This is a genomic window from Maritimibacter harenae (assembly GCF_009882975.1).
Lineage (GTDB): Bacteria > Pseudomonadota > Alphaproteobacteria > Rhodobacterales > Rhodobacteraceae > Maritimibacter > Maritimibacter harenae.
Genome location: NZ_WTUX01000011.1, coordinates 551810 through 564920 on the forward strand (window position 1 = coordinate 551810; position 13111 = coordinate 564920).

Here is a 13111-nt window from a genome sequence, read left to right on the forward strand (position 1 = left end):
CCCTGATGAATTCGCAGGCATTTTTCAATAATGCCCGTGTATTCAGCAGGCAGAATATGAAACGTGCATTGACTCGTTGCCATGCTTCGTCAAATTTGAGGCATCCAAAGCGGTTTGGGTGTGGTGACTCGTTGCCGTATCCGACCGGCAAGAAACGACAATTCAACGCCTTGGGAGGACTTCATGAAATTCAAACTCATCAGCAGTGCTGCGACACTCGCGCTTGTCGCGGGCATGGCGCAGGCCGAAAGCCACATGGACGAGACCTTGTTCACGCCGGGCGAGGGCCCGTACCTGTGGGAAGAGCTCGAGAAATTCGCTGCCGAACACGACTACGAGGGGCAGGAGGTCACGATCCTCGGCCCCTGGCTCGCCGGTGAGCAGGAAAGCTTCGAGAACCTGCTGGCGTTCTTCGAAGAGGCGACCGGGGCGAGCGTGTCCTACGTCGGCTCGGACTCGATGGAACAGCAGATCGTCATCGACGCCGAGGCGGGTTCGGCCCCCAACATCGCGGTGTTCCCGCAGCCGGGGCTCGCGGCCAACATGGCCTCGCGCGGGTTCCTCGAGCCGCTGTCGGACGACACCGCCGACTGGATCGAGGCGAACTACGCCGCCGGCGAATCCTGGGTCGACCTGGGCACCTACGAAAACGAGAGCGGCGAAGAGAACCTCTACGGCTTCTTCTTCAACGTGAACGTCAAGTCGCTCGTTTGGTACATCCCGGAGAACTTCGAGGACTTCGGCTACGAAGTGCCGGAGACGATGGAAGAGCTGAAGGCGCTGACCGAGCAGATGGTCGAGGACGGGGAGACACCCTGGTGCATCGGCCTGGGCTCCGGCGGGGCGACCGGCTGGCCGGCCACCGACTGGGTCGAGGACCTGATGCTGCGCACGCAGCCGCCGTCGGTCTACGACCAGTGGGTCAACCACGAGATTCCGTTCGACGACCCGGCCGTGGTCAACGCGATCGAGGAATTCGGCTGGTTCCTTCAGGACGGGCGCGTGTCCGGCGGGCGCGAGGCCGTGGCCTCGGTCGACTTCCGCGACTCGCCCAAGGGTCTCTTCGACGTGCCGGCGCAGTGCATGATGCACCGCCAGGCGTCGTTCATCCCGGCCTATTTCCCGGAAGGCACCGAAGTGGGCGAGGACGTCGACTTCTTCTACTTCCCGGCCTACGCGGACAAGGACCTGGGCACCCCGGTGCTGGGCGCGGGCACGCTGATGTCGATCACCGACGACAGCGAAGCCACCCGTGGCCTGATGCAGTTCTTCCAGACCGCGTTCGCCAACGAGATCATGATGGCACAGGACGCCTTCCTGACCCCGCACACCGGCGCCAACCCGGAAGCCTACGCGGATGACACGCTGCGCGCACAGGGCGAGATCCTGACCAACGCGACCACGTTCCGCTTCGACGGCTCCGACCTGATGCCGGGCGCGGTCGGCGCGGGTTCGTTCTGGACCGCGATGGTCGACTACGCCGGCGGCGCCTCGGCCGAAGAGGTCGCCGAGGCGGTCGAGAACAGCTGGCCGGAAGAGTGATCTGAGGCCACGCACATCGGGGCGGGCCGCCACGCGCGGCCCGTCTTCACCACCCAGCGAAATTCCGGGGAAGACAGATGCATCCAGCCATCCAGGCCGTTCTGACCGTCGGCATCGCCGTGATCGCGGCCATCGGTTACTTCTATCTGTCCAACCTGCTGCTGGACCGGGTGCTTTTCCCGGCGCGCGGCAAGAACGCCGGGCGCAACATCAACCGGGCCAACATGATCCGGCCCTGGATCTTCCTGTTTCCCGCGCTCTTCGCGCTTGGCCTGTACCTCGCATACCCGGTGATCGAGACGATCCGCCTGTCTCTCACCGACCGCGTCCCCGGCGGCTACGAATGGGCCGGGGTCGACAATTACGTGCAGATGACCGGCGACCCGAAATTCTGGGAGGCGCTGCGCAACAACTTCTTCTGGCTGCTGGTGGTCCCGGGGCTGTCCACGCTCTTCGGCCTGATCATCGCCCAGCTCACCGACCGGCTGAAATGGGGCAGCGTCGCCAAGTCGATCATCTTCATGCCGATGGCAATCAGCTTCGTCGGCGCCTCGGTCATCTTCAAGCTCGTCTACGACTACCGCCCGGCCGGTGAAGAGCAGATCGGCATCCTGAACGCCGTCTACCTCGCGCTCGGGGGCTCCGAGCCGCAGGCCTGGCTCACCATTCCCGGGCTGAACTCGTTCCTGCTCATGGTGGTCCTGATCTGGATCCAGACCGGCTTCGCGATGGTGATCCTGTCGGCCGCCCTGCGGGGCATCCCCGAAGAGACGATCGAGGCGGCCATCGTGGACGGGGCCAACCCGTTCCAGATCTTCTTCAAGATCAAGGTGCCGCAGATCATGCCGACGATCATGGTGGTCTGGACCACGATCACGATCCTCGTGCTCAAGATCTTCGACATCGTCTTCGCCATGACCAACGGCCAATGGGGCACGCAGGTCCTGGCCAACTACATGTACGACAAGCTGTTCCGCTCGAACGACTGGGGCGTCGGTTCGGCCAGCGCGATGGTGATCATGCTGCTGGTGCTGCCGATCCTGATCTGGAACGTGCGCCAGGCCCGCAAGGAGATGCGCTGATGGACAATATCGCAGGCCGCAAACCGGCGCTTGGCTGGGCCGTCAACATCAGCGTCATCCTGATCGTGGCGCTGTGGATCTTCCCCACGCTCGGGCTTCTCGTGTCCTCGTTCCGCACCGCCGACCAGATTTCGTCGTCCGGCTGGTGGAAGGCGTTCTTCCCGACCGAGCAGACGGACCGCTACCGCACAGCCGATCCGGACGAAGCGCGCGTCGCCGAAGGGGACCTCTACGTGGTCGAGGGCCGCATCTTCGAGGCCGACCAGGGGATCGAGCTGTCGAGCTGGGGCACCTCGGCGCGCGACGTGTCGGCGTATGCCCCCGGCGATACCGCCGACCTGGGCGACGACGGGCAGATCACCGTCGAGGCCGACGGCAGCTACCGCTGGAGCGGCACTGACGAGCAGGTCTCGGGCCGGGGCGAGCGCATCTTCGCGACCGCGCTGATCCCGCCGGAGTTCACCTTGCGCAACTACGACAACATGCTTTTCGGGGGCACGTCGGACAGCATCACCAAGGCGTTCTTCAACACGGTCACTGTGACGATCCCGGCGACGATCATCCCGATCCTCTTCGCCGCCTTCGCAGCCTACGCGCTCGCCTGGATGAACTTCCCGGGCCGGGCGATCCTGATCGCCGCCATCGTGGCGCTCCTGGTCGTGCCATTGCAGCTCGCGCTCATCCCGCTTCTCAAGCTCCACCTGTCGATCGGCATCGGGAAGGGGTATCTCGGGGTCTGGCTCGCCCATACCGGCTTCGGCCTGCCATTGGCGATCTATCTCCTGCGCAACTACATGGCCGGGCTGCCGCGCGACATCATCGAGAACGCGCGCGTGGACGGTGCCACGGATTTCCAGATCTTCGTGCGCATCATCCTGCCCTTGTCCTTCCCGGCGCTCGCCAGCTTCGCGATCTTCCAGTTCCTGTGGACCTGGAACGACCTGCTGGTCGCGATCGTCTTCCTCGTCGACTCCTCGGGCGACACGACCGTGATGACCCGTCACATCGTGGAACTCCTGGGCACTCGCGGCGGCAACTGGGAGGTGCTGGCCACGGCGGCCTTCGTCTCCATGGCTGTCCCGCTCGCCGTCTTCTTCTTCATGCAACGCTACCTGGTCCGCGGCCTCCTGGCCGGATCGGTCAAATGAGGCCCTCGTGAACGTCAACGTCCAGAACGCACCCCAGCACACCCATCTCGAGAAAGACCCCGATTGGTGGCGCGGCGCGGTGATCTACCAGATCTACCCGCGCAGCTTCCAGGATTCCAACGGGGACGGGATCGGGGATCTCCTCGGTATCGTCGGGCGCATTCCCTACATCGCGTCGCTCGGAGTCGACGCGATCTGGATCTCGCCTTTCTTCACCTCGCCGATGAAGGACTTCGGTTACGACGTGTCCGATTACTGCGACGTCGACCCGATGTTCGGTTCGCTTGCCGATTTCGACGCGGTGATCGAGGCGGCGCACATGTGGGGGCTCAAGGTCATGATCGACCTCGTGCTGTCGCACACCTCGGACGAGCATCCCTGGTTCGTGGAAAGCCGCGCCTCGCGCGACAACAAGCGGGCCGACTGGTACGTCTGGGCGGACGCCAAGCCCGACGGGACGCCGCCCAACAACTGGCTGTCGATCTTCGGCGGCAGCGCCTGGCAGTGGGACGGGGCGCGGCTCCAGTACTACATGCACAACTTTCTGACCTCGCAGCCCGATCTCAACTTCCACAACGAAGAGGTGCAGCAGGCGCTCCTGGGGGTGGCGAAGTTCTGGCTCGACCGGGGCGTGGACGGCTTCCGGCTGGACACGATCAACTTCTACACCCACGACGCGAAGCTTCGGGACAACCCGCCGCTGCGGCCCGAGGAGCGGCAGGCCAAGATCGCGCCCGCGGTGAACCCCTACACCTGGCAGAACCACCTCTACGACAAGTCGCGGCCCGAGAACCTGGAGTTCCTCAAGCGCTTGCGCGCGGTGATGAAACCCTACAACGCGGCCGCCGTCGGCGAGGTCGGCGACGACCAGCGCGGGCTCGAGATCCTCGGCGAATACACGCGCGGCGACGATGCCATGCACATGTGCTATGCGTTCGAGCTCCTCTCGGGCTCGACCCCGACGGCCGAGTACGTGGCGCAGGTGATGCGCGACATCGAGCGAGTGGCGGGTGACGGCTGGGCCTGCTGGGCCTATTCCAACCACGACGTGGAGCGCCACGTGTCACGCTGGAACCTATCGCCGGCGGCCGCGCGCGGCTTCGTCACGCTGATGATGTGCCTCAAGGGTTCGGCCTGCATCTACCAGGGCGAAGAGTTGGGCCTGCCGGAGGCCGACATCGCCTTCGAGGATCTTCAGGATCCCTACGGGATCGAGTTCTGGCCCGACTTCAAGGGCCGCGACGGCTGTCGCACGCCGATGGTCTGGGACAGCCACGAGGCGCTTGGCGGCTTCACCCCCGGCGGGCGGCCGTGGCTGCCGGTCCCGGCCGAGCACCTCGGGCTCGCCGTCGACGCGGCCGAGGAGGACCCCGGCGCGCTCATCCACCATTACCGGCGTGCGATCGCCTTCCGGCATACGCACCAGGCGCTCAAGTACGGGTCGATCGAGGATATCGCGGTCGACGGCACCGTGCTGAGCTTCCGCCGCCGCACCGAGACCGAGGACGTCTTCTTCGCCATGAACATGGGCGAGGAGCCGGTCACGATCGCGCCGCCGGAGGGCGACTGGATGGCGGTGGGCGCCGAACTCAACGCCGCGCACCCGCGGCTCGAAGGACAGATCTATCTGGCACACTGGCAACCCTCGATCCTGCTTCAGCGGTTCGAGGACGAAGCGGCCTGAACAACAGAACAAGGGGCCCGGGGAGGACACATGGCGGAACTCAAACTGACCAATGTCGGCAAGACGTATGGCGGCAAGGTCGAGGTGCTGAAGGACATCAACCTCGACATCAAGACGGGCGAGCTGATCGTCTTCGTCGGCCCCTCGGGCTGCGGGAAATCCACGCTCCTGCGCATGATCGCGGGGCTGGAGAAGATCACCGCGGGCACGCTGGAGATCGACGGGTTCAAGGTCAACGACGTGCCGCCCTCCGAGCGCGGCATCGCCATGGTGTTCCAGAGCTACGCGCTCTACCCGCACATGACGGTCTACGACAACATGTCCTTCGCGCTGAAGATCGCGAAGAAGTCGAAGGAGGAGATCGACGAGGCGGTGCGCCGGGCCGCGGGCATCCTTCAACTCGACAACCTCCTCGACCGGCTTCCGAAGGAGCTGTCGGGCGGCCAGCGCCAGCGCGTGGCCATCGGGCGCGCCATCGTGCGCGATCCCAAGGTCTATCTCTTCGACGAACCGCTCTCCAACCTCGACGCCGCCCTGCGCGTGGCCACCCGGATCGAGATCGCCCAGCTGAAGGAGGCGATGCCGAACTCCACCATGATCTACGTGACCCACGACCAGGTCGAGGCGATGACACTTGCCGACAAGATCGTGGTGCTGGCCGACAAGGGGATCGCCCAGGTGGGCAGCCCGCTCGACCTCTACGAAACGCCGGACAACGAATTCGTGGCGCAGTTCATCGGCTCGCCCTCGATGAACCTGCTGCCGGGCAAGATTTCGGGCACGGGCGCGCGCACGGAGGTCGACATCACCGGCCACGGCACCGCCTACAGCGACATTGCCACGCAGGACGCCGACAAGGGGCGCGACGTGAAGGCCGGCATCCGGCCGGAGGATTTCCGCATCGCGGAGGAGGGCGAGGATTACATCCTCCATGCCACCGTCGATTACGTGGAACGGCTGGGCGAGGTGACGCTGCTCTACTTCGTGCCCGAAGGCGATGCCGATCCGCTGATCGCGAAGCTGCCCGGCATCCACCAGGGCCTGCGCGGGGAAATCGTGCGCCTGACCGCGGACCCCTCCAAGGTCCATCTCTTCGCCAACGGGCAGTCGCTGCGCCGCTAGGGCTGGACGGGACGCGCGCCGGGGATTAGACGGGGCGCTTTCCCTCGGAGGCCCCATGCGCGACCAGCTTCAATCGACGCTCGCCATCGACTTCGGCACGTCCAATTCCGCAGCCGCGGTGCTGGACGGCGACCGCGTGCTGCGCGTGCCGCTGGAGGGCGGGGCCGACACGCTGCCCACGGCCGTGTTCTTTCCCACCGGCGGCCGGATGCGGATCGGGACGGAAGCCGGCGACGCGCTGATCGCGGGCACCGAAGGGCGTTACATGCGCGCGCTGAAAAGCGTGCTGGGCACGGCTCTGTTTCACGAAAGCCGGCTGATCGGTGGCCGCCGGCGCACGCTGGCCGACATCGTGACGGCGTTCCTTGGCGAGGTGAAGGACCGGGCCGAGCACATGACCGGGCAGACCTTCACCGGGGCGGTGTCGGGGCGGCCGGTCCATTTCCATTCCGCCGACCCGGAGCGCGACGCGCGCGCGGCCGACGACCTGGCCGCCTGCTACCGTGCCGCCGGCTTCGAGCGCCTGCGCGTCGTGCGCGAACCCGAGGCCGCGGCCATCGCCGCGGGGCCGGGCGCCGGGATCGGGCTGGTCGTCGACATCGGCGGCGGCACATCGGATTTCTCTGTCTTTCGCTCGGGCGATGCGGGGGCCGAGATCCTGTCGTCGCACGGCATCCGGCTGGGCGGCACGGATTTCGACCAGGCGATCTCGCTCGACCGGGTGATGCCGCTCCTGGGTCACGGCAGCGAGCTGACCCGCGACTTCGGCGACGGGCGCCTCCCGATGCCGCGTGCGCTGTTCGTCGACCTCGCCACCTGGGCGCGCATCCCGTTCCTCTACGCCCCCGAAACCCGGCGCACGATCCGTGACTACGCCCGTCACGCGGTGGAGCCCCGGCTCATCGAACGGCTCGAGACGGTCATCGAGGAGGAACTGGGCCACGACCTGGCCTTTGCCGTGGAGCGCGCCAAGATCGCGGCCAACGGCCCGGACGGGGCAGGGCGCGTGGCGATGGGGCTGGTGGAGCCGGGGCTTGCCGCCGACATCACCCGCCCGGCGATGGACGCCGCGTTGGCCCGCCATGCCGACAAGATCACGGCCGCGATCCGCGAGACCCTGGCGCGCGCCACGGTCCCGGGCGAAGCGGTGGACCGGGTGGTGCTGGTCGGGGGTTCGTCGCTCATGACGCTGGTGTCGGACGCGGCCCGCGCGGTCTGCCCCAACGCCGCGCTCGAACGCTCCGAGGCCTTCACCGCGGTGGTCGACGGGCTGGCGCTGGCCATCGACCGGCGCATCGGAACGCCCGTGTGACCTTGCCCGTGGCGGGTGGCGTTGCTAGGTAGACCCGGATAACGCGCAGAGGAACGAACATGCGGGCAGAGGCACAGAACAACGTCGAGGCCATCGAGAAATCGCTGGCGCTCCTGCGGCAACGGATCGGCTGGGACACCGCCGAACACCGGCTGGAGGAACTCAACGCGATGACCGAGGACCCGGAGCTCTGGAACGACCCGGACCGGGCGCAGAAGCTCATGCGCGAACGCCAGGCGCTCGTCGCCGCGATGGACGGCTACAAGGCGATGGAGCAGGACAAGAACGACAGCGTGGAGCTGATCGAACTTGGCGAGATGGAAGGTGACGAAGAGGTCATCAAGGATGCCGAGGAGACGTTGAAGGCGCTGCGCGAAAAGGCCGCCCAGGCCGAGATCGAGGCGCTGCTCGACGGCGAGGCGGACGCCAACGACACCTATCTCGAGGTCCATTCCGGCGCCGGCGGGACCGAAAGCTGCGACTGGGCCTCGATGCTTGCGCGGATGTACGTCCGGTGGGCCGAGGCGCATGGTTACAAGGTGGAGCTGCAATCCACGACCCCGGGCGAAGAAGCGGGGATCAAGTCGGCCACCTACAAGATTTCCGGGCACAACGCCTATGGCTGGCTGAAGTCCGAGTCCGGCGTGCACCGGCTGGTGCGCATTTCGCCCTACGACAGTTCGGCGCGCCGCCATACCTCGTTCTCCTCGGTCTGGGTCTACCCGGTGGTGGACGACAACATCGAGATCGAGGTGCAGCCCAACGACATCCGCATCGACACGTTCCGCTCCTCCGGTGCGGGCGGGCAGCACGTGAACACCACGGACTCGGCCGTGCGGATCACGCACATCCCGACCGGCATCGTCGTGACCAGTTCCGAGAAGTCGCAGCACCAGAACCGCGACATCGCCATGAAGGCGCTGAAATCGCGGCTCTACCAGATGGAGCTCGACCGCCGGAACGAGGCGATCAACGAGGCGCACGAGAACAAGGGCGATGCGGGCTGGGGCAACCAGATCCGGTCCTACGTGCTGCAGCCCTACCAGATGGTGAAGGACCTGCGCACGGGGTTCGAGACTTCGGACACCTCGGGCGTGCTTGACGGGGACCTCGACGGCCTGATGGGCGCGACGCTGGCGATGGACGTGGCCGGCAAGAGCCGGGCCGAGGCCAACGCCGAAGACTGACGCGGGCGCTGTGCCGCGTCTGGTCGCCGGAAATCTTCAGATTTCACATCAGGTGAGCCTGGTAAGGTCTTGATTTCAGGGGGCGTGCGAATCTTTCTTTTCTAGGATTCTAGGATTCTAGGATTCTAGGATTCTAGGATTCTAGGATTCTAGGATTCTAGGATTCTAGGATTCTAGGATTCTAGNAGCCGGGCTGCGCAGGACGTATCCGCTCGGATCAGTCCCGGGGAACCGGAAAGCAGCCACGGCTCCCCGCGCCGCCACCATCAACGGACTTGACGACAACGACCTGTCTCGCCCAGATTCATCGCGCGCGAACGATTTTTCGTGCGGGAGGACCCTTTGACGGACATTTCAGCGACCCAGCCGTCGCCGACGCCGGACGTCGGCACCGTGCGCATGAGCGTCATCCCCGAGATCCTGCGTCTCGGCTGGCGCGACTTCACGCGCGCGCCTTTGATGGGGCTGTTCTTCGCCGCCTTCTACGTGATCGGCGGGCTCATCCTGTACTTCCAGCTGCGGCATGCCGACCAGAGCTATTCGATCATCCCGGTCGCCCTGGGTTTCCCGCTCCTGGCCCCGTTCCTGGCGGTGGGACTCTACGAGCTTTCACATCGGCTCGAGCGCGGGGACAAGACGATCCCCTGGGGCGAGGTGCTGGGCGTCGTGTTTCGCCAGAAGGACCGCCAGATCCCGTCGATGGCGGTCGTCATCATCATGATCTTCCTGTTCTGGGTGTTCATCGCGCACATGATCTTCGCGCTGTTTCTCGGGCTGATGCCCATGACGAACATCCTGTCGGACTGGCAGCACACGATCTTTTCCTTCAACGGGATCAAGATGCTGGCGGTCGGCTCCCTGGTGGGGGCGGCGACGGCCTACGTGCTGTTTTCGCTGACCGTGGTGAGCCTGCCGCTGCTGCTCGACAAGGAGCTCGATTTCATCACGGCGATGATCGTGTCGTGGCAGTTCGTGGCCACGAACCGGGCCGTGATGCTGGTCTGGGGCCTGCTGATCGGGGTGCTGCTCTTCGTGGCGATGATCCCGGCGTTCCTGGGGCTCTTCATCGTGATGCCGGTGCTCGGTCACGCGACCTGGCATCTCTATCGCCGCGCGCTCGTCCACCCGGAATGAAAAAGGCCGCCCCGAAGGCGGCCTTTGAAAAGCAGGTCCAAGATCGGATCAGCTCTGCGACGAGCTCTTCGGCGCCGGCTGGGCCGGGGCCTGTTGCTGCGGCTTGGCCTGCTGCGGGGCCGCCTGTTGCGGCTTCGCGGCGGCACGGCCCCCGTTCAGCGGGTCTTCCTGGCGCTGCACGGAGCCTTCGAAATGGGCGCCGCTCTCGATCGCGATGGTCTTGTGGATGATGTCGCCTTCGACGCGCGCGGTCGAGGTGAGGCGCACCTTGAGGCCGCGCAGGCGGCCCACGATCCGGCCGTTGACGACGACGTCATCGGCCACGACCTCACCCTTGACCGTGGCGGTTTCGCCCACGGTCAGCATGTGGGCGCGGATGTCGCCTTCGATGGTGCCTTCGACCAGGATGTCGCCGGTCGATTTCAGGTTGCCGACGATCGTGAGGTCCGAGGACAGGGTCGAGGCGGGCGCTTTCGCCTTGGCCGGGGCGGCGCTGGCGGTCGCGCTGTTGCCGGAGCTGGCCGGGGCCGCGGGCTTCGGTGCGCTGCCTTCGGGCCTGGTTTCGCTCTCGCCCGCCTTGGGGCCCGGTTCGTTGATACGGCTCTTAGAAAACATCTCGTCCTGCCTTGATGTATGTCATTGGATTGACGGCCTTCCCACCCACGCGCACCTCGTAGTGGAGGTGGGGGCCGGTGGAGCGTCCGGAATTGCCCATATCACCAATCCGGTCCCCGCGCGAGACCCTTTGCCCTTTCTTGACCCGAATGCGCGACATATGGGCATAGCGGGTCTCGATCCCGAACTCGTGCTGGATCTTCACGAGCCGGCCGTAACCGGATTGCCAGTCGGCGTGGATGACCACGCCTTCGGCGGTGGCGTAGATGGGGGTGCCCACGGGGCCGGCCATGTCGGTGCCGGCATGGAGCCGGCCCCAGCGCTGGCCGAAGCCGGAGGTGAAACGGTAGGATCCGGGCCGCACGGGCATGTCGAAGGGCAGCTTCTCGGCCGCGATCCGGTAAAGGTTCATGCGGTCCAGCTCGTTCAGGATCTGGTTCGCGCGCTGCATGTCCGCGTCGGGCTCCTCGCCCTTGGTGGACAGGATCATCGGCATCAGCGGGCCGCCTTGTCCCGAATAACCGCGGCGCACCTGGGCCAGGATGTTGTCGGTCGACATGCCGGCGGCGGAGAACATCTTGTCCAGCGGCTCGAGCGACACGGTCACCGCCTCTTCGAGCTGGGTGAAGATCTGGTTGTTGCGCTCGTCGCGCAGCCGCGCCTCGTAGACAAGGTCGTCGGCCGTGGCCTTGGCTTCCTGTGCCTCCGTGCGCGCCGCGTCACGTTCGGCCGCGGTCGCCTCGAGTGCTGAGGTCAGGACCGCCACGGTCCGGTTCAGGTCGTCGCCCATGATCGGCGCAGGGCCATCGCCCGACGCGCCTTCGCCACGCGCGCTCGCAAGCATCGCCTCGAGCGATCCGCGCGCCTCGTCGCGTTCGTTCATCGTGCGCCGGAGTGTCGACTGGATCACGTTGATCCCGGTCTCGAGCTCGCGGCGCCGCTCCTCGGAGGCCAGAAGCTCGGATTGCATCTCGGAAATCTGCGCCAGCGCCAGGTTGAAGCGCTCCTGCGCCTGCGCGGCTTCCAGTGCGCGCGCATCACGCTGCTCGGACACCGTCCGCAGCCGTTCCTGGTAGAGCCTCTGTTCGCGCTCGGATTGCTCGCGTGCATTGCCGGAGGACACCGAGTCCATCAGCAGCACGGCAGTGGCGATGATCGCCCAGGCCACGAAGGCCGCGCTGACGGTCCAGGCAATGAGCTGGGTGAGTGGGGGCAGGATGACGAAACGCGTGCCCTGTTCGGATCGCAGAAACAGGCGTTGTTCCGGAAAGCTTCGCTCGAGCCGACGGTTGAACCTCAAGGCCAGATTTTTCAGCACGTCTCCACCGTCTGATTGCCCCATCCCAACATGCGCATTCTTTCCCCTTCGGCGCGCTTGGGCCGTGATTAACGCGCGTTCATGCTTAAGTGCAAGGAAATATCACCCTTTCTGCATGGGCCCGCGGCCCGCGCGCAGGATCCCGCCGATGTGAGCGCTACCGGGCGTTCTGCTCCACGAGAGGCCAGTAGAAATCGGGGGCGAGACCGGCCTCGGCGCGCTTTTCCTCGTTGAACGGCGGCTTCAGGGGGCCGTGGAAATATCGCCGCACCAGGTCGTGGAACGCTTCTTTCGGGTCGATGTCGTGGCGCCCGCACAGGAAGTGGAACCACTTGGAGCCATAGGCGACATGCCCGACCTCCTCGGCATAGATGACTTCGAGCGCGGCAAGCGCGCCTTCGTCGCCCGCCTTGCGGAAGATCTCGATCATGCCCGGCGTGACATCCAGCCCGCGCGCCTCCAGCACCATCGGCACCACGGCGAGCCGGCCCATGAAATCGTCGACCGTGTCGGCCGCTGCGCGCCACATGCCGGCATGGGCGGGCAGGGCGCCGTAATGGCTGCCGTTGGCCTCGAGCGCGTCGCAGACCAGGTTGAAGTGCTTCGATTCCTCGTCGGCCGCCTTCACCCAGTCGTCGTAGAAACCGATCGGCATCGGCACGTGGGCGAAGCGCGGGATGATGTCCCAGTGCAGGTCCACAGCGTTCAGCTCGATATGCGCGATGGCATGGAGCAGTGCGTTGCGCCCTTCCGGCGAGCCGGGGCGGCGGCGCGGCACATCGCGCGGGTCGCGCAACTCCGGCTTGGCGGGCCGGGCCGGGGCGTTCGGCGGATCGGCCCGGCCGATCGGGATCTCTTCGCCCGCCGTGCGCGCCGCGAACCAGGTCGCGGCGTGGCGGCGCGACAGCGCCGTCTTTTCGCGTCCGTCGGCGGTCGAGAGCACCTCGACCGCCATTTCGGCCAGCGT

At 66.0% G+C, this 13111-nt stretch carries 11 protein-coding genes; 8 read left to right on the forward strand and 3 right to left on the reverse strand.

The window, feature by feature from the left end; translation table 11 throughout:
* Nucleotides 1-183: 183 nt before the first annotated feature.
* From GQE99_RS09410 to GQE99_RS09445, 8 genes are all read left to right on the forward strand, one after another.
* The gene (locus GQE99_RS09410; RefSeq protein WP_161351332.1) at nucleotides 184-1542 is read left to right on the forward strand and encodes an ABC transporter substrate-binding protein; all 1359 of its coding nucleotides are present in this window, start codon (nucleotides 184-186) and stop codon (nucleotides 1540-1542) included.
* 77 nt (nucleotides 1543-1619) lie between these two features.
* Nucleotides 1620-2624 carry a carbohydrate ABC transporter permease gene (locus tag GQE99_RS09415; protein ID WP_161351333.1) on the forward strand — a complete coding sequence of 335 codons (1005 nt, stop codon included), beginning with the start codon at nucleotides 1620-1622 and terminating at the stop codon, nucleotides 2622-2624.
* Entirely contained in the window at nucleotides 2624-3772 is a 1149-nt protein-coding gene (locus tag GQE99_RS09420) for a carbohydrate ABC transporter permease (protein ID WP_161351334.1), read from the forward strand. The genes GQE99_RS09415 and GQE99_RS09420 overlap by 1 nt, the downstream gene beginning before the upstream one ends.
* Nucleotides 3773-3779: 7 nt before the next feature.
* Nucleotides 3780-5456: an alpha-amylase family glycosyl hydrolase gene (locus GQE99_RS09425; protein ID WP_161351335.1), complete on the forward strand. Its 1677-nt coding sequence runs from the start codon at nucleotides 3780-3782 to the stop codon at nucleotides 5454-5456.
* Between the two features lie 30 nt (nucleotides 5457-5486).
* A complete protein-coding gene (locus GQE99_RS09430; RefSeq protein ID WP_161351336.1) occupies nucleotides 5487-6578 on the forward strand; it encodes an ABC transporter ATP-binding protein in 1092 nt (363 codons plus the stop codon).
* 55 nt (nucleotides 6579-6633) lie between these two features.
* Nucleotides 6634-7890, forward strand: a complete 1257-nt coding sequence (locus tag GQE99_RS09435; protein WP_161351337.1) for an Hsp70 family protein — start codon at nucleotides 6634-6636, stop codon at nucleotides 7888-7890.
* A 59-nt stretch (nucleotides 7891-7949) separates the two neighbouring features.
* Nucleotides 7950-9077 (forward strand): peptide chain release factor 2, encoded by a 1128-nt coding sequence (gene prfB / locus GQE99_RS09440; RefSeq protein ID WP_161351338.1) that lies wholly within the window; start codon nucleotides 7950-7952, stop codon nucleotides 9075-9077.
* Between the two features lie 351 nt (nucleotides 9078-9428).
* A complete protein-coding gene (locus GQE99_RS09445; protein ID WP_407943792.1) occupies nucleotides 9429-10211 on the forward strand; it encodes a DUF2189 domain-containing protein in 783 nt (260 codons plus the stop codon).
* Nucleotides 10212-10259: 48 nt separating this feature from the next.
* Here GQE99_RS09445 and GQE99_RS09450 read toward each other — a convergent pair whose 3' ends face one another.
* The 3 genes from GQE99_RS09450 to GQE99_RS09460 all read right to left on the reverse strand — a co-directional run bounded on the left by GQE99_RS09450 (nucleotide 10260) and on the right by GQE99_RS09460 (nucleotide 13099).
* Nucleotides 10260-10826: a bactofilin family protein gene (locus GQE99_RS09450; RefSeq protein WP_161351339.1), complete on the reverse strand. Its 567-nt coding sequence runs from the start codon at nucleotides 10824-10826 to the stop codon at nucleotides 10260-10262.
* The gene (locus GQE99_RS09455) at nucleotides 10816-12144 is read right to left on the reverse strand and encodes a M23 family metallopeptidase (RefSeq protein WP_328794082.1); all 1329 of its coding nucleotides are present in this window, start codon (nucleotides 12142-12144) and stop codon (nucleotides 10816-10818) included. The genes GQE99_RS09450 and GQE99_RS09455 overlap by 11 nt, the downstream gene beginning before the upstream one ends.
* 157 nt (nucleotides 12145-12301) lie before the next feature.
* The gene (locus tag GQE99_RS09460) at nucleotides 12302-13099 is read right to left on the reverse strand and encodes a ferritin-like domain-containing protein (protein ID WP_161351521.1); all 798 of its coding nucleotides are present in this window, start codon (nucleotides 13097-13099) and stop codon (nucleotides 12302-12304) included.
* Nucleotides 13100-13111: the final 12 nt, after the last annotated feature.